Origin of the sequence: Kitasatospora sp. NPDC001603, assembly GCF_040298365.1 — a bacterium.
Taxonomy (GTDB): domain Bacteria; phylum Actinomycetota; class Actinomycetes; order Streptomycetales; family Streptomycetaceae; genus Kitasatospora.
Window position 1 is genome coordinate 166226 of sequence record NZ_JBEPAA010000007.1, and the last position, 21745, is coordinate 187970.

The 21745-nt window shown below is 73.2% G+C and carries 16 protein-coding genes and 1 tRNA gene; 8 read left to right on the forward strand and 9 right to left on the reverse strand.

The genetic code is table 11. The features are described from left to right. Nucleotides 1-143 precede the first annotated feature (143 nt). Genes ABT263_RS07625 through ABT263_RS07640 form a run of 4 tightly spaced genes read left to right on the forward strand, consistent with a single transcriptional unit; the run spans nt 144 to nt 3080 of the window. Entirely contained in the window at nt 144-320 is a 177-nt protein-coding gene (locus ABT263_RS07625) for a hypothetical protein (RefSeq protein ID WP_329488814.1), read from the forward strand. A gap of 56 nt (nt 321-376) precedes the next feature. Then, on the forward strand, nt 377-1039 hold the full coding sequence (locus ABT263_RS07630; protein ID WP_352288595.1) for an aminodeoxychorismate/anthranilate synthase component II: 663 nt from the start codon (nt 377-379) through the stop codon (nt 1037-1039). Nucleotides 1040-1044: 5 nt separating this feature from the next. After that, a complete protein-coding gene (locus tag ABT263_RS07635; RefSeq protein ID WP_352288597.1) occupies nt 1045-2211 on the forward strand; it encodes a class E sortase in 1167 nt (388 codons plus the stop codon). 50 nt (nt 2212-2261) lie between these two features. Further along, a complete protein-coding gene (locus ABT263_RS07640) occupies nt 2262-3080 on the forward strand; it encodes a class E sortase (protein WP_502885769.1) in 819 nt (272 codons plus the stop codon). A 111-nt stretch (nt 3081-3191) separates the two neighbouring features. On the opposite strand, the gene pknB is transcribed toward ABT263_RS07640, so the two are convergent. The 6 genes from pknB to ABT263_RS07670 all read right to left on the reverse strand — a co-directional run bounded on the left by pknB (nt 3192) and on the right by ABT263_RS07670 (nt 11756). Then, nucleotides 3192-5330 (reverse strand): Stk1 family PASTA domain-containing Ser/Thr kinase, encoded by a 2139-nt coding sequence (gene pknB / locus ABT263_RS07645; protein ID WP_352288602.1) that lies wholly within the window; start codon nt 5328-5330, stop codon nt 3192-3194. A 261-nt stretch (nt 5331-5591) separates the two neighbouring features. Then, on the reverse strand, nt 5592-7049 hold the full coding sequence (locus ABT263_RS07650; protein WP_329488819.1) for a peptidoglycan D,D-transpeptidase FtsI family protein: 1458 nt from the start codon (nt 7047-7049) through the stop codon (nt 5592-5594). Then, complete coding sequence (locus ABT263_RS07655) at nt 7046-8422, reverse strand: FtsW/RodA/SpoVE family cell cycle protein (protein ID WP_329492179.1); 1377 nt, start codon at nt 8420-8422, stop codon at nt 7046-7048. Before ABT263_RS07655 ends, ABT263_RS07650 begins: the two co-directional genes overlap by 4 nt. Nucleotides 8423-8594: 172 nt before the next feature. Further along, nucleotides 8595-10238 carry a PP2C family protein-serine/threonine phosphatase gene (locus ABT263_RS07660; protein WP_352288605.1) on the reverse strand — a complete coding sequence of 548 codons (1644 nt, stop codon included), beginning with the start codon at nt 10236-10238 and terminating at the stop codon, nt 8595-8597. A gap of 53 nt (nt 10239-10291) precedes the next feature. Next, nucleotides 10292-10843: an FHA domain-containing protein FhaB/FipA gene (locus ABT263_RS07665; protein WP_352288607.1), complete on the reverse strand. Its 552-nt coding sequence runs from the start codon at nt 10841-10843 to the stop codon at nt 10292-10294. Nucleotides 10844-10889: 46 nt separating this feature from the next. Next, on the reverse strand, nt 10890-11756 hold the full coding sequence (locus ABT263_RS07670) for an FHA domain-containing protein (RefSeq protein WP_329488822.1): 867 nt from the start codon (nt 11754-11756) through the stop codon (nt 10890-10892). Nucleotides 11757-12173: 417 nt separating this feature from the next. Between ABT263_RS07670 and ABT263_RS07675 the strand changes: the two genes are divergently transcribed. After that, nucleotides 12174-12257: transfer RNA gene (locus ABT263_RS07675), tRNA-Leu, on the forward strand. An 85-nt stretch (nt 12258-12342) separates the two neighbouring features. Here ABT263_RS07675 and ABT263_RS07680 read toward each other — a convergent pair. Together ABT263_RS07680 and ABT263_RS07685 are read right to left on the reverse strand one after the other, a co-directional pair. After that, the gene (locus ABT263_RS07680; protein ID WP_352288610.1) at nt 12343-13488 is read right to left on the reverse strand and encodes a sensor histidine kinase; all 1146 of its coding nucleotides are present in this window, start codon (nt 13486-13488) and stop codon (nt 12343-12345) included. Then, complete coding sequence (locus tag ABT263_RS07685; protein ID WP_380391954.1) at nt 13485-14219, reverse strand: response regulator; 735 nt, start codon at nt 14217-14219, stop codon at nt 13485-13487. The genes ABT263_RS07680 and ABT263_RS07685 overlap by 4 nt, the downstream gene beginning before the upstream one ends. 253 nt (nt 14220-14472) lie before the next feature. On the opposite strand from ABT263_RS07685, the gene ABT263_RS07690 reads away from it, so the two are divergent. Further along, on the forward strand, nt 14473-16302 hold the full coding sequence (locus ABT263_RS07690) for a phosphatidylglycerol lysyltransferase domain-containing protein (RefSeq protein WP_502885770.1): 1830 nt from the start codon (nt 14473-14475) through the stop codon (nt 16300-16302). A gap of 205 nt (nt 16303-16507) precedes the next feature. Next, a complete protein-coding gene (locus tag ABT263_RS07695; protein WP_352288613.1) occupies nt 16508-17284 on the forward strand; it encodes a hypothetical protein in 777 nt (258 codons plus the stop codon). 88 nt (nt 17285-17372) lie between these two features. Here ABT263_RS07695 and ABT263_RS07700 read toward each other — a convergent pair whose 3' ends face one another. Next, nucleotides 17373-20165, reverse strand: a complete 2793-nt coding sequence (locus ABT263_RS07700) for a SpoIIE family protein phosphatase (protein WP_352288615.1) — start codon at nt 20163-20165, stop codon at nt 17373-17375. A gap of 305 nt (nt 20166-20470) precedes the next feature. On the opposite strand from ABT263_RS07700, the gene ABT263_RS07705 reads away from it, so the two are divergent. Next, nucleotides 20471-21634 (forward strand): rhodanese-like domain-containing protein, encoded by a 1164-nt coding sequence (locus ABT263_RS07705; protein ID WP_329488827.1) that lies wholly within the window; start codon nt 20471-20473, stop codon nt 21632-21634. Nucleotides 21635-21745: the final 111 nt, after the last annotated feature.

The following is a 21745-nucleotide window of genomic DNA, read 5'->3' on the forward strand; positions in this document are numbered from 1 at the left end:
CGGGGCGCCGCTCCGGGCCGCCGCCGCGACCCGCCGGGCGGGCCGCCGGAGCACAACGGGCGGGCGCTGCCGGGGAAGGGCGCCTCACGCGCCCGGATCACGGGTCTACTCTTGACCCCAGTCTGTTGCGTCGAGGGAGCACCATGTACGGCTGGATCTGGCGACACCTTCCGGGGCACCCCCTGGTCCGGGCCCTCATCTCGCTGCTCCTCGTCCTGGGGGTGGTCTACCTCCTGTTCACCTACGTCTTCCCGTGGGCGGAACCGCTGCTCCCCTTCGGCGACGTCACAGTGGACGGCGACGGCGGCGCCGCCGGCTGAGCCCGGCGGCCCTGCTCCTCCTCCCAGTCCCCGCAGCCCACGGAGATAGCGCGCGAATGACCCCCCAGCTGACCTCGCCCCGCATCCTGGTCGTCGACAACTACGACAGCTTCGTCTTCAACCTGGTCCAGTACCTCTACCAGCTCGGCGCCACCTGCGAGGTGGTGCGCAACGACGAGGTGACGGTCGAGCACGCGGTGCGCCGCGCGGGCGCGGAGGGCTTCGACGGGGTGCTGCTCTCCCCCGGCCCCGGTGCACCCGAGGAGGCCGGGGTCTGCATCGAGATGGTCCACCACTGCGCGCGGACCGGGCTGCCGGTCTTCGGCGTCTGCCTGGGCCTGCAGTCGATCGCGGTCGCGTACGGCGCGGTGGTCGGCCGGGCGCCCGAGCTGCTGCACGGCAAGACCTCGCTGGTGGAGCACGAGGACGGCGGCGTCTTCGAGGGCCTGCCCTCGCCGCTCACCGCGACCCGGTACCACTCGCTGGCGGTCGAGCCGGCCACCGTGCCGGCCGAGCTGGTGGTGACCGCCCGGACCGGGAGCGGCGTGATCATGGGGCTGCGCCACCGCGAGCTGCTGGTCGAGGGCGTCCAGTTCCACCCGGAGTCGGTCCTCACCGAGGGCGGGCACCGGATGCTCGCCAACTGGCTGGCCGAGTGCGGCGATCCGCAGGCCGTCGGCCGTTCGGCCGGGCTCGCCCCGGTGATCGGCCGGGGCTGAGCGGCATGACCGCGGTGCGTCCGGAGGGGCGATACCAGGCGGGCGCGGATCCGCACGGGGCCGGGGCACCCGGCCCGGGCGGCCGGCACCGGCAGCCTGCCCCGCAGTACGGCGGCCGGGGCCAGCACCCGCCGGAGAGCCAGTACCAGCAGTACGACCCCTACGGTGCGCAGCCGCTCGGACCGGGCGACCCGGAGCACGGTGGTGCCGAGGACGGCTGGAGCGTCTACGAGCAGGCCGGACAGGCCGCTCCGGGCGGCCCGGCCCACCCGGGGCAGCCCGAGTACCCCTGGCTGGCCGACCAGACCCTCCAGCTGCGGCTCCCGGCCCTCGCCGAGGAGGGCACGCCCCCGCCGCTCGGCGGCCGGGCCGAACGCCGTCGTGCCGCGCAGGGCCGGATCTCGGTGCGCTCGGGCGGCGGGCGCCGCCGGGCGGCCGACGGCGCGGCCACGGGCCGGGTGCGGCCCAAGGAGTCGCCGGCCGTCGTGGTCGCCCGCCTCGTCGGCGAGCTGTGCATCACGCTCGGCCTGGTGATGCTGCTCTTCGTCTCCTACCAGCTCTGGTGGACCAACGTGCAGGCCGACGCGGCCGCCGACGGCGCCCGCAACCAGCTGGAGCAGCAGTTCGACGCGGCCCAGCCGGCACCCGGTGCGGCCGGGCAGCCCGCGCCGGACCCGGCGAAGCCGGAGACCTTCGAGCCCGGCAAGGGCTTCGCGATCATCCACCTGCCGAAGCTGGGTCTCAAGTTCCCGATCGCCGAGGGCACGTCCAAGTCGGCGGTGCTCGACAAGGGCCTGGTCGGGCACTACGCCGGGACGGGCATGCCGGCCGACAAGGCGGGCAACTTCGCGCTGGCCGCGCACCGCAACACCCACGGCGAGCCGTTCCGGCACATCAACCAGCTCGGCAAGGGCGACAAGATCGTGGTGGAGACCGCCACCGCGTACTACACGTACGAGATCACCGGCGGCATCCCGGAGACCCCGCCGTCCAACGTGAGCGTGATCAAGCCGGTGCCCAGCGGCTCCGGGTACACCCAGGCGGGCCGCTACATCACCCTGACCACCTGCACACCGGAGTTCAGTTCCAAGGCCCGTCTGATCCTCTTTGGCAAGATGATCGAGGAGCGGCCGCGGACCCAGGGCAAGCCGCCCGGCCTCACGGTCGGCTAGGGCCTGCCGGACAAACCCCGGCGGGCCGCGGCGGACGGCCGCCGCACCGGATGGACAGCACGCGAGGGGGAGTACGAGTGACCCAGGACGAGACGGCGCAGGCAGGCCCGCCGCCCGCGCCCGCCCGCCGGCGACGGGGCCGGGCGCTGGCCGCGCTCGGCGTCCTCGGCGAACTGCTGATCACCCTGGGGCTGGTGCTCGGTCTCTTCGTCGCCTACTCGCTCTGGTGGACCAATGTGGAGGCCGACGCCGCCGCGGCGCGGGCGGGCGACCGGCTGCGCGGCGCCTGGGCGGCCGGGCCGACCAACGCCCCCCCGGCCGCCCCCGGCGCCCCGAGCCCCACCGCCGCGCCCGGCACCGGCACCGGCCCGGCCCCCCTGGCGGGCGACGGGATCGGCTTCCTGCACGTGCCCGCGATGGGCCGGGGCTACCAGGTGCTGATCCGGATGGGCACCGACGCCGACACCCTGGCCGAGGGCGTCGCCGGGGTGTACGAGCAGCCCTACCGGGCCGCGATGCCCTGGGACGCCACCGGGAACTTCGCGCTGGCCGCCCACCGGGACGGCCACGGGGCGAAGTTCCACGACCTCGACGCCGTCCACCGGGGCGCCGCGATCGTCGTCGAGACCAAGGACAAGTGGTACGTCTACCGGGTCGACAGCACCCTGGCGGAGACCTCCAAGTACGACACCGGCATCGTCGCCCCCGTCCCCAAGGGCTCGGGCTACCAGGCGCCCGGACGGTACATCACCCTGACGACCTGTACGCCGGTCTACACCTCGCGCTACCGGATGGCCGTCTGGGGCAGCCTGGTGCGGGTGGACGACATGGACGCCGCGCGCACCCCGCCGACCGAGCTGAGGTCCTGACCCGGGCACCGGCCAGCTACCGGGCCGGACCGGAAAGCCCGAGGGGCCCGTCGCAGGTGCTGCGACGGGCCCCTCGGGCGTTCCCGGCGTCAGAGCCAGGGGAACCAGGGTTTAGGGGTTGCCCCCTTTGGTGTTGGAGGGTGACGGGGTGGCGGGGTCGCCCCCTTTGGTCGGCTCGGGCGGCTTCACCATCAGGGTGACCGACTGCCCCGGGTCCAGCTGGGTCCCGGCGCCCGGCATCGAGTTGGTGACCGTGCCGTTCGGGTCCTGCGAGCCGAGCAGGGTGTAGCCCAGGCCCATCTTCTGCAGCTGCGCGATGGCGTCCTTGACCGGGACGTTCTGCAGCGGCGGGACGGTGGCCTTGTCCGGCGCCTTGAAGATCGTCAGGGTGATCTTCGAGTTGGCCGCGGCCTTGGTGTTCGGCTGGAGCGACTGCGACGCGACGGTGTTGACCTTGGTCGGGTCGTTGGTCGGCGTCGTCTTCGAGGCGTCGACCTGGAAGCCCGCGCCCTCCAGGGTGGCCTGCGCGGCCTCCTTCTGCTGGCCGACCACCCCGGGGACGGAGACCTTGGCCTTGCCCTGCGAGACGGTGAGCTTGATCTGCGCGGTCGGGTCGCCGGCCGCGTTGGCCGCCGGGTCCTGGGCGATGACCGTCTCCGTCGGAGCGGTGTCGTCGTCCTTGTACTCGGGCTGCGCGATGTTGGTGAAGCCGGCGTCGTTGAGCGCCTTGACCGCCTGGTCCTTGGTCAGGCCGACCACCTTGGGCACGGTCGCCTTGGCCGGACCGGAGGAGAGCTGCACCGTGATCGTGGCGGCCTCCGCGACCTGGCCGCCGGCCGCCGGGGTCTGGGTGCAGACCTGGTCCTTCTTGACGTTGGTGTCCGGGCAGGCCACCTTCTCGCCCTCGGTCACCACCAGCTTGGGGCCGCTCTGCGCGGCGAGGGTCTTGGCCTCGGCCAGCGTCTTGCCCACCAGGCTCGGCGCGACGACCTTCGCGGTCTCCTTCTTGTCGCCGCCCTTGTTGCCGAACATCGCCTGGGCGACGAAGAAGGTGCCGACGAGGACCAGCACGGCGGCGACCGCCAGCACGATCCAGGAGGTGTTGCTCTTCTTCGGCGGCTGCTCGCCGCGCCGGCCCCCGCCGCGGCCGTAGCCGTCGTCGTAGCCGTCGTTCCCGCCGCCGCCCGGGGCACCGGCGTAGGTCTGCCCGTAGCCGTCGTCCTGGTAGCCGGGCTGCTGGCCGTAGCCGGCCTGCGGGAGCATCGTGGTCGGCCCGCCGCCGGGCTGCTGCGGCAGCACGTTGGTCTGGCCGTACGGGTCGTGCTGCTGCGGGTAGCCGTTCTGGTCGTAGCCGTACCCGGCCGCGCCGCCCATCCCGTAGGCGGCGGCCTGCTGGGCGGCGGCCACCGGGAGGCCGTCGAGGAAGCGCTCGATGTCGTCGCGCATCTCGTCGGCGCTCTGGTACCGGTAGTCGCGGTCCTTGGCGAGCGCCTTCAGCACGATCGCGTCGATCTCGGGGCGCACCTCGGGATCGAACACCGACGGCGGCTGCGCCTCCTCCCGGACGTGCTGGTAGGCCACCGCGACCGGCGAGTCGCCGACGAACGGCGGCCGCACGGTCAGCAGCTCGTACAGCAGGCAGCCGGTGGAGTAGAGGTCCGAGCGGGCGTCGACCTGCTCGCCCTTGGCCTGCTCGGGGGAGAGGTACTGGGCGGTCCCGATGACGGCGGAGGTCTGCGTCATGGTCATCCCGGCGTCGCCCATCGCCCGGGCGATGCCGAAGTCCATGACCTTGACGTTGCCCTGCCGCGTCAGCATCACGTTGGCGGGCTTGATGTCGCGGTGCACGATGCCGGCCCGGTGCGAGTACTCCAGGGCCTGGAGGATGCCGATGGTCATCTCCAGCGAGCGCTCCGGCAGCAGCCGGCGGCCGGAGTGCAGCAGCTCCCGCAGCGTGGAACCCTCGACGTACTCCATCACGATGTACGGGATGGAGATGCCGTCGATGTAGTCCTCGCCGGTGTCGTACACGGCGACGATCGCGGGGTGGTTCAGTGACGCCGCGGACTGCGCCTCACGGCGGAAGCGGGCCTGGAAGGACGGATCACGGGCCATGTCGGCCCGGAGCGTCTTCACAGCGACGGAACGGCCGAGCCGGGTGTCATGGGCGAGGTACACCTCGGCCATGCCGCCGCGTCCGAGGACGCCGCCGAGCTCGTACCTGCCGCCTAGGCGACGAGGCTCTTCCATAGTTCCGACCCTCTCCCTCACCCGCCGGTGAGGTTGTGACGTAGGTGTCCCCGCACGCTCTGAGTGACGCCGGCGCGGGCCCGGGTGGTTCTGCGATCAGGACCCTTCGACGCTTCGCGGGCGGCAACGGGCACACCCGCTGCTGCGGATACGCTACCGGTCGCACCGCGCCGGACCGGAGTCGGCCGTGGGCCGATACCAGACCGGTATCCGTTCGGCGGGGCCGATCGTGACATTCGACGCACCCGTGACGGCCGCTCCCTACTTGCCGAGGGCGGCCTGCATCACCGCCTTGGCGATGGGTGCGGCGAGCCGGCCGCCGCTGATCCCGTCACGGTTGTTGGAGCCGTCCTCGACCACCACCGCGACCGCGACGGACTGGCCGTCGGGGGTCTTGGCGTAGGAGGTGAACCAGGCGAACGGCAGCCCGGCGTTGTCCTCGCCGTGCTGCGCGGTGCCGGTCTTGCCGCCGACCGTCAGGCCCGGGATCTTGGCGTTCTTGCCGGTGCCGTTGTCGACCACCGAGACCATCAGGTCCTGGAGCTTCTGCGCGGTCTCGGGGCTCATCGCCTGGGAGTACTGCTTCTCGGTGTGCTTGGAGATGGTGGTCAGCGAGGCCGAGCGCTCCTGGTCGACCAGGTACGGCTGCATCAGCGAGCCGTTGTTGGCGATCGCGGCCGAGACCATGGCCATCTGGAGCGGGGTGGCCCGGGTGTCGTGCTGGCCGATGGAGTCCAGCGCCACGCCGTCCGGGGTGGAGTTGGTCGGGAAGACGCTCTTCTCGGACCGGACCGGGGTGTCCACGGTGCTGTTGAAGCCGAACTTCTCGGCCTGCGCCCGCATCTTCTCCTTGCCGAGCTCGGTGCCGATCTTGCCGTAGACGGTGTTGCAGGACCAGTCCATGGCGACCTTGACCGTGGCGTTCTCGCAGGGCTCGTTGTCGCTCTCGTTCCTCAGCTCGGTCTTGGTGCCCGGCAGGATGTACGGCTTCGGCGTCTGGGTCTGGTCGTCGACGCTCTGGAACACGCCGTTCTCGAACGCCGCCGCCGCGGTGACCAGCTTGAACGTCGAACCGGGCGGGTACGTCTCGCGCAGCGCGCGGTTGAGCATCGGCTTGTTCGGGTCCGCGTTGAGGTCCACCCAGGCCTTGGAGTCGCCGGACTCGCTGCCCGCGAAGGCGCCCGGGTCGTAGGACGGGGTGGAGACCAGCGCCAGGATCGCGCCGGTGCGCGGGTCGAGCGCGACCACCGCGCCCTTCTTGTTGCCGAGGCCGTCGAAGGCGGCCTTCTGGGCCTTGGAGTTGATCGTCGTGACGACGTCCCCGCCCTTCTTCGGCTCCCCGGTCAGCATGTCCAGGGTGTTCCGGAAGAACAGCCGGTCGTCGCTGCCGGAGAGGATGCCGTCCTCCAGCTGCTCCAACTGGCTGGCGCCGAAGGACTGCGAGGAGTACCCGGTCACCGGCGCGTACATCGCGCCGTCGACCCAGGAGCGCTTGTACTTGTAGCGCAGGCCGTTGACGAAGTCGGACTGGGTGACCGGCTTGCCGTCGACGATGATGTTGCCCCGCGGGTGGGCGTACCGGTCGTACACCTGCCGCTTGTTGTTCTTGTTGGTGGCCCAGGCCTCGGCCTGGACGCCCTGCACCCAGTTGGTGCGCACCATCAGGGCCAGGATCAGGACCAGGCAGAAGATCGAGACCCGGCGGATCGGCTTGTTCACGAGGCTGCTCCCCCCTGGAGCTCGGTGGCCGGGGCCGGTTCCACCCCGGGGCGGCGGGCGCTGTCGCTGATCTTCAGCAGGATCGCGATCAGGGCCCAGTTGGCGACCACCGAGGACCCGCCCTGGGCGAGGAACGGCATGGTCATACCGGTCAGCGGGATCAGGCCGGTGACGCCGCCGGCGACTACGAAGACCTGGAGCGCCATGGCCGAGGAGAGGCCGACGGCGAACAGCTTGCCGAACGGGTCCCGGGCCGCGATGGCGGTGCGCAGGCCGCGCTGCACCAGCAGGGCGTAGAGCATGAAGATCGCCATGATGCCGGTGAGCCCGAGTTCCTCGCCGAACGAGCCGAGGATGAAGTCGCTCTTGGCGGCGAAGTCGATCAGCCAGGAGCGGCCCTGGCCGAGGCCCGAGCCGGTCACCCCGCCGGAGCCCAGCGCCATCAGCGACTGGCCGATCTGTTCCGTCGAGCCCTGGGGCGGTTTGGGCGTGAAGGCGGCCATCGGGTCGAGCCAGGCGTCGATCCGGGTCTTCACGTGGCTGGCGGTGGAGGCGACCGCGACGGCGCCGCCGACGGACATCAGCAGGCCGAAGACGATCCAGCTGGTGCGCTCGGTGGCGACGTAGAGCATCACCACGAAGAGGCCGAAGTACAGGAAGGACGAGCCCAGGTCGTTCTCGAAGATCAGGATCAGCAGGCTGAGCAGCCAGATCACGATGATCGGGCCGAGGTCGCGGCCGCGCGGCAGGTAGAGGCCCATGAAGCGGCGGCTGGCCAGGGCCAGGGCGTCCCGCTTGACCATCAGGTAGCCGGCGAAGAACACGGTCAGGATGATCTTGGCGAACTCACCGGGCTGGATCGAGAAGGCGCCCATCCGGATCCAGATCTTGGCGCCGAAGTCCTCCTTGCGGGCCGGGAAGAAGGCCGGCGCCGCGAGCAGCACCAGGGCCGCCGCCATCGAGATGTAGGTGTAGCGCTGGAGGACCCGGTGGTCCTTCAGGAAGATCATCACGAAGATGAAGAACGCCACCCCGAGGCCTGACCACATCAGCTGGTTGGCCGCCGCGGGGTAGTTGTTGTGCAGCAGCTTCCCGGCCTTGTCGAGCCGCCAGATCATCACCACGCCGAGCCCGTTGAGCAGGGTGGCGATCGGCAGCATCAGCGGGTCCGCGTAGGGCGCGAAGCGGCGCATCAGCAGGTGCGCGACCAGTGCCAGCGCCCCCATGCCGAGGCCGTAGCCGAGCATGCCGGCCGGTAGCGAGTCGTCCATCGCGAGGCCCACGTTGGCGTACGCGAGGACCGGCAGCAGCACCGCGAACGCCAGCATGGCCAGCTCGGTGTTGCGTCGGTTGGGCGCGCCCTGCGGGGAGATGGTGGTGTTGCCCCGGCGCCGGGAGGAGGCGCGGTCGGCCGGTACGCCGCCGGACCGGCGGTCGCCGGAGCGGTTGTCGGCGCCGTTGCTGAGGTCGAAGGTGCTCACGTGGTGACCGCTCCCTGACGGCCGGCAGGCCCGCTCGGGGCGGGCCTATGTCGGGTCGCGGCCGTCACGGCTTCGGGCAGGAGTCGGCCTTCTGCCGCTCCTCGTCCGTCAGACCGGGCAGGTCGCCCTGCGACCCGGTGGCCGGGGCGGCGGCGCTCTGGCTCGGGGCGGCCGTGGTCGGGGTGGGGGTCGGGGTGGCCGAGGCCGTGGGGGTGGCCGGAGCCGCCCGGCCGGGCACGGAGGGCGACGGCGCGGGCGCGGTGGCCGTCCGGAAGCCGATGTGCGCCACGGCGGGCGTGGTGCCCGGCTGACCGGTCGGCGCGGTGCCCGGCAGCGCCGGGTTGGCCGCGGCGGCCGCCCGGGCGTCGGAGACCTTGTGGCAGAACGTCGCCTGCTCGCCCAGCTTCTTCACCTTGTCGTCGGCGTCGCCGAGGCTGCTGGCCGAGATGGTGTTGGTGACGTGGGTGCGCTGGTCCTGCGGCAGGTACTTGAGCTCGATGTCCTTGTACGTGGTGTGCACCGAGGACAGGCTCAGCCCGGCGAGGCTCTGGTTGACGCCCTGGTAGACCGCGACGTGGTCGCCGTCGACGCCGACGTAGTACTGGTCCTGGGTCCACTGGTAGCCGAAGAAGCCGACGCCGCCCAGCACGCCCAGGGCGACCAGGGCCGCCAGCGAGAGCTTGAGCGCCTTGCCCTTGCGCTTCGGCAGCGCCTCGTCGTCGAAGTCCTCGGTGCCGTACACCGGGGGCTCGCCGGCCGCGTAGCCCTCGGCCGGGCCGAAGCCGGCCGGGGCGGCGCCGTAGCCGCCGTCGTAGCCCTCGGCGGGGCCGAAGGCGCCCTGCGGGGAGCGGCCGAGGCCGGCCGCCCGGCCGGCCGGGGTGTCCCGGATCGACTGGTCGGCGACGGTCGAGGACGGCGGGGTCTCGGCGACCGCGCCGACGACCACCGGGACGTCGTTGAACTGACCGCTCAGGGTGTCCGTGGCACCGACGTCGAGGACGTCCGCCACGATGCAGGTGATGTTGTCCGGACCGCCGCCGCGCAGGGCGAGCTGGATCAGCTCCTGCACGGTCTGCTCGGGGGAGTAGAAGCTCCCGAGGGTGTCCTGGAGGGTCTGGTGGCTGACCGGGCCGGAGAGGCCGTCGGAGCAGATCAGGTAGCGGTCGCCGGCCCGGACCTCGCGGATCGACAGGTCGGGCTCGACCTGGCCGCGGCCGTCCAGCGCCCGCATCAGCAGCGAGCGCTGCGGGTGGGTCTCGGCCTCCTCGGGCGTGATCCGGCCCTCGTCGACCAGGCGCTGCACCCAGGTGTGGTCCTGGGTGATCTGCACCAGCGCGCCGTCGCGCAGCAGGTAGGCGCGGGAGTCGCCGACGTGCACCAGACCCATCCGCTGGCCCGTCCAGAGCATCGCGGTGAGGGTGCAGCCCATGCCTTCCAGCTGCGGGTCCTCCTCGACCATCTGCCGGAGGCGGTCGTTGGCGCCCTGGACGGCGTCTCCGAGCAGGGTCAGCAGGTCGGCGCCGGGCACGTCCTCGTCCAGCCGGACGATCGAGCCGAGCACCTCGGAGGAAGCGACCTCGCCGGCCGCGGCCCCGCCCATGCCGTCGGCCACGGCGAGCAGCCGCGGCCCGGCATAGCCGGAGTCCTCGTTCCCCTCCCGGATCAGCCCCTTGTGGGAGCCGGCGGCGAAGCGCAGCACCAGGGTCATGCGACCTGAGCCCCCCTCTGGGTCATGGACGGGATGCTGTCCCTCATGCGCTACTACTTCCGCAGTTCGATGACGGTCCTGCCGATACGGATCGGCATGCCCGGCTGGAGCGGGGTCGGCGCGGTCAGGCGCTGCCGGTCCAGATAGGTGCCGTTGGTGGAGCCTAGATCCTCGACCGTCCACTGCCCAGTCTGATCCGGATAGATCCTGGCATGCCGGGAGGACGCGTAGTCGTCGTCCAGCACGATGGTGGAGTCGTGCGCGCGGCCCAGCGTGATGGTCTGGCCCTGCAGCGCCACGGTCGTACCGGCCAGCGAGCCCTGCACCACGACCAGCTGGGTCGGGGCGCCGCGGCGCCGGCCGCCGCCTCCGCCCTGGGTCTGGGCGGCCGGGGCGGGCTGGCCCTGCGGGGCCCGCCCGGGCGCGGCCGCGGTGGGGGCCGCCGTGGCGGCGGCCGCGGTCGCGGCACCGCCCCGGCGGGAGGAACGCGGGTTCACCTTCGTGCCGAAGAGGTCACTGCGGATCACCTGGACCGCGACGATGACGAAGAGCCACAGCACGGCGAGGAAACCCAGCCGCATGACCGTCAGGGTCAGTTCTGACATGGCCGGCCCGCCCGTGAGTGAGCGAAGCGAGCGAACAAATCGGACACTACCCTTCGACCTGTCGGTAGACGATGGTGGTGGAACCCACGACGATTCGCGAGCCGTCGCGGAGCGTAGCGCGCTGGGTGTGCTGTCCGTCCACCACGATGCCGTTGGTGGACCCGAGGTCGAGCACCATCGAGGGCGTGCCGGGCCGGATCTCGGCGTGCTTGCGGGAGACCCCGGGGTCGTCGATCCGCACGTCGGCCTCGGTGGAGCGGCCGAGCACGCAGGCGTTCCCGGTGATCTGGTGGCGGGAGCCGTTGACCTCGATCCAGCGCCGGACGGCGGTGCCGTGGCCGGCGCCGGGGAACGGGCGGACGTTGCCGCCCGCGGGCGGGCCGGCAGGCATGGCGGGGGGTGCGGCCGGCGGCGGGGGCGCGCTGTAGGGAGCGGCGCCCTGCTGCTGCCACGGTGCGCCGGGGGCCGGGGCGGCCGGCGGCCGGCCGTAGCCGCCCCCCTGGGTGGGGTGCGCCGGGGCCTGCTGCTGCGGCTGCTCCTCGGCGGCCAGCGTGCGGCTGCGCACCCGGTAGAGCCCGGTGTCCAGGTCGTCGGCCTTCTCCAGGTTCACCTGGAGCGGGCCCATGAAGGAGTACCGCTGGGCCTCGGCGTACTCGCGGACCATCCCGGCCAGCTCGGTGCCCAGCTGACCGGAGTAGGGGCTGAGCCGCTCGAAGTCGTGCGGGCTGAGCTCGACGATGAAGTCGTTGGGCACGACGGTCCGGTCGCGGTTCCAGATGCTCGCGTTGTTGTCGCACTCGCGCTGCAGCGCACCGGCGATCTCCACGGGCTGGACCTCGGATTTGAACACCTTGGCGAAGGTGCCGTTGACGAGACCCTCAAGTCGCTGCTCGAACTTCTTCAGCACTCCCATTGGGGCACCCCCTTCCAGGGTTCGTTCGCCTGCCCGCGACCGGATCCCGGGGAGCCGGTCGCGCCTACTTGCGGTACTTCCGTACTGATCGTATCCACGCCGGGGCCATCCATACGGTTCCCGGACCGCGTGGTGACCGGGGGTGGGCTCGGACACACAGGGTGACGCATGGCGGCGGCAGCATGCCAGGGCTACCCGTCGAAACGTGCCCTCATCCCTCGCTCGGCTGTTCGTCCGGGCATCCGTTCGGATGCGCTCGGCCGTCCCGGGAAACGGATTCGGAGGCGGCCCGCAGGTCGTGCTACTGTTTTCCACGTCGGAAGGGGCGCCCGCAAGGGAGCCGGACCGAAGAGCCGCGAAGACCACATGGTACCGAGCGGATCGGCTGGTCGGCTGGCAACCACGACAGACACCCATGCGCGGGTGGCGGAATAGGCAGACGCGCTGGATTCAGGTTCCAGTGCCCGAAAGGGCGTGGGGGTTCAACTCCCCCCTCGCGCACAGCGAAGCCCCGCAGATCTTCGGATCTGCGGGGCTTTCTCGTGTTCGGGGCGTGCCCGGGGCCGCGGAGCCGGCGCGGGCGGGTTCACTCCCGGCCGGCGGGCAGGTCGGCCCGTACCGCGAAGCCGCCGTCGGGGGTGGTGCCGGCGGTGAGCGTGCCGCCGAGCAGCTGGGCCCGCTCCCGCAGCCCGACCAGGCCGTGGCCGCCGCCCGGCAGGGTCTCGGCCGGGCGGACCGGCGGGGCGTCGTTGCGGACCTCGACCCGGAGCCGGCGGCCCGCCGCCCGCACGTAGACGTGGACGGTGGCCTGCGGGGCGTACTTGGTGATGTTGGTGAGCGCCTCCTGGACCGTCCGGTAGGCGGCCCGCTCGACCGCCTCGGGCCAGGGGTGGTCCCCCGGGGACAGCTCGGCCACGGCCGCCAGGCCGCTCTCCTCGATCAGCCGGGGGAGGTCGGCCAGCCGCGGCTGCGGGGCGAGCGGGGTGTCCGGGCGGGAGCCGGCGGCCCGCAGCACGCCGACCATCTGCCGCAGCTCCTCCAGGGTGCGCACGGAGAGCTCCCGGATCGTCCGGGCGGTGGCCGCGGCGGCCGGGTCCGCGGTGCTGACCTGCAGCGCGCCGGCCTGGATGCTGATCAGGCTGACCTGGTGCGAGACCACGTCGTGCATCTCCCGGGCGAGCCGGGCCCGCTCGCTGACCAGGACCCGCTCGGCGAGCAGCCGGTTCTCCCGGGCCCGGCCCCGGGTCAGTTCGTCCAGCCGGGCCGCCAGCTCCCGGCGGGTGCGCGAGAGCAGACCGGTGGCGGCCGGGCCGGCGGCCAGCATCACCGACTGGATGGCGTAGAGCGCGGTCTCCCGGCTCGGTTCGAGGGACTGCTCGGAGAGCGGCCAGTGGAAGAACTCCACCAGGGCGAAGAGGGTCGCGCAGGGGACCACCACCCGGGGCACCGGCCGCTCGGCGGCCACCGTGTACACGGCGGTGATCGGGGCGAGCCAGATGTCGGCGAGGTAGCTGCCCGGCATGGTGAGCAGCAGCACGGTGACCGGGAAGCGCCGGCGCCAGGGCAGCACTGCGGCGGCGAGCAGCGAGAGCAGCACCTGCCACCAGGCCGAGCCGCGGGCCACCAGGGCGGCGTCCATCAGCGAGTAGAGGGCCGGCAGCAGCAGCATCAACCAGGGCGCGGTCAGCCAGGCCGGCAGGCGTCTGGCGGGGGGCAGCTCGCTCGTGGTCATGCCCCGTCGCCGGGTTTCGGCCGGACCAGGCCGGCCCGGTGGGCGACGACCGCCGCCTGCACCCGGTTGGCGGCGCCGAGCTTGCCGAGGATCGCGCTGATGTGGTCCTTCACCGTGCCGGTGCCCAGGAAGAGCCGGTCGGCGATCTCGGCGTTGGACAGCCCCTCGCCGAGCAGCGCCAGGACGTCGAGTTCGCGGCTGGTGAGGGTGCGGGCCAGCGAGGTGGCCTCGGCGTCCGGGCCGCCGCCGTCCACGTAGCCGCCGATCACGGTGCGGGTGACGGTCGGGGAGAGGATGCTGCCGCCGGCCGCGATCACCCGGACGGCGTGGACCAGCTGGTCCGGGGCGGTGTCCTTGAGCAGGAAGCCGGCCGCGCCGGCGCGCAGCGCGGTGCCGATGTACTCGTCGGTGTCGAAGGTGGTGAGCATCGCCACCGCCGGCGGGTCGGGCAGGGCGCGCAGCCGGCGCAGCACCGAGATGCCGTCGAGGTCGGGCATCCGGATGTCGAGCAGCACCACGTGCGGGCGCAGGCGCTGGACGAAGTCCTCGGCCCGGCCGCCGGAGCAGTCGCCGACCACCTCCAGGTCGGGGGCGGAGCCGACGATGAGGCCGAGGCCGGAGCGGACCAGGATCTCGTCGTCCACGATCAGCACGCGGGTGGTGGTGATGGTCCCTCCTCGGTTCGGGCGGCCGGGACCGGCCGGTCCGCTCGCTGCGGTGTGCTTGAGCATTTCGAGACTAGGGCCAGTGGGGGCGGGGTGCCGAACGCCGCCGCTGGGTGGACACCCCCGCCGTTCGGCGGGGGGCGGAATCGGCTACCGGGTTCACGTCATCCTCGCCCGGGGTGCGGAACGATGGAGTCGGCTGCCCCTCACCGGTTTCCGGTCATGGCCAGGGTCGCCGGTCAGTCCGTCGGGCGCACGGATGCCCGGCGCCGGCCTGTGTGCGGATGCGCCCCACCATCTGATCGTTTGGAATTGAGCTGTGTCGTCCACTGTGAAGCCGGAGCCGTCCGCCGCGTCCACCGGGCCCCGGCCCGCCGGCCTGCTGGAGCGCTGGCGCCCGAGGGCCGCCGCGGCCACCGTCTGGTACCTGCGGCTGATCGCCCTGCTGAACCTCGTGACGGTGCTGCTGGTGCCGTTCCGGGACCAGGTCGAGACGCACAACGAGGGCGAGTACTTCACCCCGTACCTGATGACGGCCGGGCTGAGCACCGCGGTGCTGTCGGTCTTCCTGGCGATCGCGATGCGTCGGCGCAAGCGGGCCGCGTGGATCTTCAACATCGCGCTGGCGGGGCTGTTCGCGTTCCTCTACGTGGCCGCCATGGCGCTGCCCGACGAGCGCTTCAACCGGCACCCGCTCAACTACATCTCCACCGTGCTGACCTGCGCGTTCGTGCTGGCGTTGCTGGTCGGGCGGAAGGAGTTCACCTCCAAGGGCGACAGCTCCAACCCGAAGACCGCGGCGGCCACCTTCGTCGGCGGCCTGGCCTTCGGCGGGGTGGTCGGCGCGCTGCTGGTCTGGGCGAACAACGGCGCCCAGGGCGCCGGATTCTGGGACCTCTTCCGCTACTCGGTCGGCCGGATGATCACCATCACGCCCTCCGAGCACCTGCGCTCCGTGATCTCCGCGCCCACCTGGGTCAACGCCGTCATCAACGCGATGGGCGGGGTGCTCTTCCTGCTGGTGCTCTACGTGGCGTTCCGCAGCCCCAAGGACAAGGAGCTGCTGACCCCGGAGGACGAGGAGCGGCTGCGCGGCCTGCTGGAGAAGCAGGGCGACCGGGACTCGCTGGGCTACTTCGCGCTGCGCCGGGACAAGGCGGTGGTCTTCTCCCCCAGCGGCAAGGCGGCGGTGACCTACCGGGTGGTCGGCGGGGTCTCGCTGGCCTCGGGCGACCCGATCGGGGACCCGGAGGCCTGGCCCGGCGCGATCGACGCCTGGCTGGCCGAGGCCCGCGAGCACGCCTGGGCGCCGGCCGTGATGGGCGCCTCCGAGGAGGCCGGGGTGATCTACGCCCGGCACGGGCTGGACGCGCTGGAACTCGGTGACGAGGCGATCGTCGAGCTGGACGAGTTCTCGCTGGACGGCCGGGCGATGCGGGTGGTCCGCCAGGCCTACAACCGGGTCAAGCGGGCCGGGTACACCGTGCGGATCCGCCGCCACGAGTCCATCCCCGAGTGCGAGATGGCCCAGCTGGTGGCCAAGGCCGACCAGTGGCGCGACGGCGCGACCGAGCGCGGCTTCTCGATGGCCCTCGGCCGCCTCGGCGACCCGGGCGACGGGCGCTGCGTGATGCTGGAGTGCCACGACGGGGACGGCGAGCTGAAGGCGCTGCTGAGCTTCGTGCCGTGGGGCGCGGACGGGCTCTCGCTGGACCTGATGCGCCGGGCCCGGGACACCGAGAACGGCCTGATGGAGTTCATGGTGATCGAACTCCTGCAGCGCGCCGAGGAGGTCCAGCTGGCCCGGGTGTCGTTGAACTTCGCAATGTTCCGTTCCGTTTTCGAGCGGGGATCGCGCCTCGGCGCGGGGCCGGTGCTCCGGCTCTGGCGCTCGGTGCTGGGCTTCTTCTCGCGCTGGTGGCAGATCGAATCGCTGTACCGGGCCAACGCCAAGTACCGGCCGATCTGGGAACCGCGCTATCTGCTGTTCGAGAAGAGCAGCGAGATTCCGCGCATCGGCATCGCCAGCGCGCGCGCCGAGGGCTTCATCACCGCGCCGAGCCTGCCCGCCCTGTTCCGTCGCCGGCACGCGGGGAGCGCCGGCACGGCGCCCCGCCCGCCGGCGGCCGCGCGGGACGGGAAGGGGTAACCCCTCCGCCGGGGGGCGGAGGGGGCCGGTCGTCCGGATGGGGGGAGCTACCGGGGTTTCTCTCCCCCCAGAGGATGAGGCCGCTCCACTTTTATGCCGATGTGGATTCATTAACCGGCTTCTAATGTTGGAGTGGTCGAGAAGGCGTTCGCGGCTTCGGGGATTTGGAGAGACGGTTGTGATTTACAGGACCCACGCGGGGGGCGTGCGAAAGGGGCCGCTGGCTATTGCCGGTGCGGCCGCTGTCGCCGAGTGGGGGACGTTGTTCGGGACGGTCCGGGACCGGCTGGTGGCGAAGAAGTTCGCCGCCGTTCCGCTGTCGACGGCGGCGACCGCGCTGATCCTGCTGTTCAGCATCGTGCAGCACCTGCCGGGCGGCGAGCGGTTCGTCACCCGGATCGGGGTGGTGAAGGCGGCGCTGCCGCTGGACGTCTCGCTGCTGCGCACACCGCTCTCGCTGTACGTGCCGGCGCTGGACCTGCCGGTCTGGGGGGCGCTGGCCCAGGTGTTCGTGGTCTTCGGGATCGCCGAGATCGTGCTCGGACGGCGGCTCACCCTGGTGGTGGCCTACGCCTGCACGCTGGCCGGGACGCTGTTCGCCCGGGTCGGTGTGGCGATCGGTCCGGACCACATGTTCGGCTTCCCGAGGTGGGTGGCGTACGTCCGGGACACCGGTCCCTCGGCGGCGGTGGTGGCGCTGGCGATCTGCATCGCGTTCCGCTGCCGGGCATGGTTCACGGCCGGTGTGGTGGTCGCGCTGATGGTCGGTGAGGCGGTCGTGCTGCCGAACCTGGCGGGCCTGGAGCACGTCGTCGCGGTGATCACCGCGCTGCTGATCGCCGTCTCGGTGGAGGTGTTCGGGGACTTCTGGCCGCGGGTGCTGGCCGGGGTCGGCGCGGCGGCCTCGGTGGCCGCGGCCGCCTCGATCGAGGTGGCCACGGAGGCCCGGCGCCGGCGGTCGGCGGGCGCGGCGATCCCCTAGGGGACGGCCCGGGGCCCGGTGCGGGGCGTCACGGAGCTGTCCGGCGGGGCCGGTCGGCCGGGCGCGGGCGGGGGCCCGCACCCGGCGCTCAGCCGGGGGGCGGTAGCGGCAGTTCGAACCAGACCACCTTGCCGACCGCCTTGCGGGCGGTGCCCCAGCGCTCGGCGAGCTTGGTGACCAGCGTCAGGCCGCGGCCGGTCTCGCCGAGCTGTTCGGCGGGCTCCAGCGACGGCAGGTTGTGGTTGTCGTCGCTGACCTCGACCAGCAGCTTGTCCACCCGGATCAGCTGGAGCTGGACGCGGTCCCGGGCGACCCGGACGGCGTTCGTCACCAGTTCGCTGACCAGCAGCTCGGTGGTGTCGCGGAGCCCCTCCAGGTGCCAGCCGGTCAGCTGCTCGCGCACCAGTGCGCGGGCCCGGCCGACCTCACGGTGGTCCACGGTGAGGTCCCAGGTGGCCACCTCGGTCGGCGCGACGCCGTCGAAGCGGGCCACCAGCAGGGCGACGTCGTCCTTGCGGTCGTCCGAGTGCAGCCGGTCCAGGACGACGTCGCAGGCCTCCTCGGGGCTGCGCTGCGGGTCGATCAGATTGCCGCAGAGCGCGGCCAGCCCGGTACCTATGTCGCCGCCCCTGACCTCGACCAGGCCGTCGGTGCAGAGCACCAGCATCGAGCCGTCCGAGACGTCGATGGTCTTGGCGACGAACGGCACCCCGCCGACGCCGATCGGCGCGCCGGCCGGGATCTCCAGCAGCTCGCCGGTGCCGTCCGGGTGCACCAGCACCGGCGGGACGTGGCCGGCGCTGGCCAGCTCGCAGGTCCGGTTGATCGGGTCGTAGACCGCGTACAGGCAGGTGGCCAGATGGTCGTCGCCGAGCTTCTGGGCCAGGTTGTCCAGGTGGCGCAGCAGCTGGCCGGGCGGCAGGTCCAGGGCGGCGAGGGTCTGCATCGCGGTGCGGAAGCGGCCCATCGCGGCGGCCGAGTGCAGGCCGTGGCCCATCACGTCGCCGACCACCAGGGCGACCCGGCTGCCGGGCAGCTGGATCGCGTCGAACCAGTCCCCGCCGACCTCGGCCTTGGAGTCGCCCGGCAGGTAGCGGTGGGCGATCTGCACGCCGGGGATCTGCGGCGGGCGGGTCGGGATCATCGAACGCTGCAGGACGGTGGCGACCTTGGACTCGGCGCGGTGCAGCCGCGCGTTGTCCAGCGAGAGCGCGGCGCGGGCGGCCAGCTCCTTGAGGGTGGCGGCGTCGCCCTCGTCGAAGGGGGCGCGGTCGGGCAGCCGGAGCAGCTTGAGGATGCCGAGCACGGTGCCCCGGGCGGAGAGCGGCACGACCAGCATCGAGCGGCCGGAGACCACCGGGGCGAGCCGGACACCGCCCAGCGCGGCGGCGTAGTCGACCGCGACGTCCTCGCTGATCACCGGGACCAGGACCGGCTGGTTCAGCTGGAGGGCCATCCCGGGCGGGGTGTGCCGGGGCATCGCGACCAGCGAGCCCTCGGCGAGGACGTGGTCCCACTCGCCGGTCGAGTCGTTGTTGGCCAGGGCGACCCGGCGCAGCATGGTGTCGTCGTCCGGCCGGGCCTCGGGTAGCTCGGAGTCGGAGATCAGGCCGTCCACCAGGTCGACGCAGGCGAAGTCGGCGACCCGGGGGACGAGCACCTGGCAGAGCTCGCGCGCGGTGAAGCCGAGGTCCAGGGTGGTGCCGACCTTGCCGCCGACCTCGCCCAGCAGGGCCAGTTGTTCCCCGGCCTGGCCGTTGGTCAGGAACGGGGAGAGCCGGCCGCCCGACGCGGTGGCGCCCGACGCGGCGCCCGGGCCGCACGGTGCCTCGGCGGGGGAGGGGACGGCGCCGGGCGGGGCCTGGTCACCGCGGTGGACCAGATGCCCGGGGGCGGACGACTCGACGGCGGCCTGCTCGATGGTGGCGCCTCCTCTGGGCGGGGCGGGGACGGCCGGGGCGGCCGCCGAGGCCGCGCCCGCGGCGCCGGCGGGCCGGGCGGCCGGGGCGGCGGGCCGGTCGGCGGCCTCGCGCTGGACGGGCAGTGGACCGGCCGGCCGCCGGCCGGGGGTGGGCTGCTCGGGCTGCGGGGGCGGGCCGAGCCGGGCGGCCCGCTGCTGGGCGGTCGGGTAGCGGCGGCCGATGCCCGCCGCCGCGTGCGCGGTGCCGGCCTGCGGATCGGCCGGCAGTACGGGGAGCACGGTGCCGGCGTCCAGCCGCAGGGCGGGCAGACCGGCCCGGGCGAGCGCGTCGAGCAGCGCGGCCGGGCGGTCGCCGGAGCCGGCCGGCAGCAGCCGGGCGAGCGGCTCGGGCACCGGGCGGCCGGGCGCGGTGAGGGCGGCGGTGAGCCGGTGGAAGCCGCCCCGGGCGGCGGGGGTGGCGGCGAACGGCAGCAGGCGCTCGCCGAGCGCGAGCCGCGGCCCGGTGGAGCGCAGCGGGCGGGCGTCGGCGGCCAGGGCCAGCAGCCCGCCGGTCCGGCCGGCCAGCGGATAGGCCCACCAGAGCACGTCGCGCAGGTGCTCCTCGCGGTCGACGACCGGCATCTGCCCGGCCCACGGACGGCCGCCGGAGGTCAGCTCGGCCAGGGTGTCCAGCGCGTCGCGGCGGTGCCGGACGGCGGGGGCGGCGGCCGGGCCGGGGACGCTGCGCGGCTCGACGGCCGGCAGCAGGCCGGAGGCGGGCCGGTCGTGGGTGACGTCGGCGCGGTGCCCGAACAACTCCTCGGCGGACCTGCTCCACTGCGCGATCCGGCCCGTCCGGTCGACCAGGACGAGGGCGAGCCGGACCAGCGCGACCACCCCTGAGGGCTGGTCGCCCGGTAAGGCCCCGGACCCGGCCGTGCCGGCCGCCGGACGCGGTGTTGAGTTGGGCTCGTCCACCATGGATTCGGTCTGCTCCCGCCTGGCCGCCACGCCTGGAGGTGGCCGTCTCTCTGGAGGAGGCACGCTGTGCGTACCAGCGAAGCACGGACCGGGCCGGGCTCGATAGCGAAACGGGGAGATTCATCAGTATCAGTTGAGCGGCACGGGTGTGCGCCGCCGGCCGCGCTCCTCGTCCACCCGGGAGGAGCAGCGCGCACGGAGGTAGGGTGGCAGGCCGGGCCGCCCCGCGGGGCGGGCGTGCCGCTCCCGGTACGGCGGAGGGCACGGCAGCAGGACGAGCCGGCAGGACGAGACAGAGGCGAGACGTGACCGCGCAGAGCCCCGCCCGTTGGACGGATCCGGAGCAGCAGGAGCTGGAGGAGCGGGTCGCCGCCGCCGAACTCGCCTGGCTGACCATGGACGTCGACACGCAGACGCTGCGGGTCGAGATCGACAACTTCGCGCTGATCCACCATCAGCTCCTCGGCCCGCTCTACGCCCGGCTGGACGAGCTGGACGCGCTGATCGCCGAGACGGTGGCCACCCGGACCGGGCACCCCGAGGACCTCCGGCGGGCCGCCGAGGCGCGCCTGCGGGTGGACGAACTCCCCGATCTGGACGCGCTGTTCGACAGCGTGCAGGAGCAGGACGCGGCCACCGCGCCGCCGGCCGCGCCGGCCCGGGTGCGGCCCGGCCGGGACGCCCAGCGGGTCTACCGCGAGCTCGTCCGCCGCGCCCACCCCGACCTGACCACCGACCCGGCCGAGCAGCTGCGCCGGGCGGCCTTCATCGCCCGGGTCAACGAGGCCTACGCGTACGGCGACACCGAGGCCCTGGAGGGCCTGGCCGCCGAGTGGTCCACCGCCCCCGAGGCGGCGCCCGCGGTGGACGCCCCGGACCGGCTCGGCTGGCTGCGCCGGCGGCTGGAGTGGCTCACCGCCAAGATCGCCGAGACCGCCACCGAGCAGGTCAGGCTGGAGAACACCGCGATGGGCCAGCTGCTCGCGCTCGCCCCGCAGGACCCGGACGGGCTGCTGGAGGAGCTCGCCGACCAGTTGCTGGCCAAGGCCGCGGCCCAGCAGGCCGAGCTGGAACGGCTGCTCGGCGGGCAGCCGGTGGGAGACAATGGGGCCCACCGGACCGAGCCCCAGGAGAGTCAGACGATGTTCCCGCAGATCCCCACCGCCGAAGCCGCCGCCGTCCCCGCCGAGGCCGCCCTGCTGGACGTCCGGGAGCAGGACGAGTGGGACGCCGGCCACGTGGACGGCGCGCTGCACATCCCGATGGGCCAGGTGATCGCCCGCCTCGCCGAGCTGCCGGACGAGCGGCTCTACGTGCTCTGCCGGGTCGGCGGGCGCTCCGCGCAGGTCGTCCAGTACCTGGTGCAGAACGGCCGGGACGCGGTCAACGTGGACGGCGGGATGTACGCGTGGGAGTCGGCCGGGCGCCCGATGGTGAGCAGCGACGGCCGGGACGCCTTCGTCCTCTAGTCCGTCCCCCGGGGGCGCGGTGCGGCCGCCTCCCCCGCCGCCGGGACCGCCGGCGCCCGGGTAGGGCAGGATGGGCGCTCGACCGAGCCGGGACGGGACCGGCGGCGTACG

What these genes read in the sequence shown, in the direction of transcription:
- ABT263_RS07625 (WP_329488814.1), top strand. Translation starts at nt 144, where the DNA reads ATGTACGGCTGGATCTGGCGACACCTTCCGGGGCACCCCCTGGTCCGG.
- ABT263_RS07630 (WP_352288595.1), top strand. Translation starts at nt 377, where the DNA reads ATGACCCCCCAGCTGACCTCGCCCCGCATCCTGGTCGTCGACAACTAC.
- ABT263_RS07635 (WP_352288597.1), top strand. Translation starts at nt 1,045, where the DNA reads ATGACCGCGGTGCGTCCGGAGGGGCGATACCAGGCGGGCGCGGATCCG.
- ABT263_RS07640 (WP_502885769.1), top strand. Translation starts at nt 2,262, where the DNA reads ATGGACAGCACGCGAGGGGGAGTACGAGTGACCCAGGACGAGACGGCG.
- pknB (WP_352288602.1), bottom strand. Translation starts at nt 5,330, where the DNA reads ATGGAAGAGCCTCGTCGCCTAGGCGGCAGGTACGAGCTCGGCGGCGTC.
- ABT263_RS07660 (WP_352288605.1), bottom strand. Translation starts at nt 10,238, where the DNA reads ATGACCCTGGTGCTGCGCTTCGCCGCCGGCTCCCACAAGGGGCTGATC.
- ABT263_RS07665 (WP_352288607.1), bottom strand. Translation starts at nt 10,843, where the DNA reads ATGTCAGAACTGACCCTGACGGTCATGCGGCTGGGTTTCCTCGCCGTG.
- ABT263_RS07670 (WP_329488822.1), bottom strand. Translation starts at nt 11,756, where the DNA reads ATGGGAGTGCTGAAGAAGTTCGAGCAGCGACTTGAGGGTCTCGTCAAC.
- ABT263_RS07680 (WP_352288610.1), bottom strand. Translation starts at nt 13,488, where the DNA reads ATGACCACGAGCGAGCTGCCCCCCGCCAGACGCCTGCCGGCCTGGCTG.
- ABT263_RS07685 (WP_380391954.1), bottom strand. Translation starts at nt 14,219, where the DNA reads ATGCTCAAGCACACCGCAGCGAGCGGACCGGCCGGTCCCGGCCGCCCG.
- ABT263_RS07700 (WP_352288615.1), bottom strand. Translation starts at nt 20,165, where the DNA reads ATGGTGGACGAGCCCAACTCAACACCGCGTCCGGCGGCCGGCACGGCC.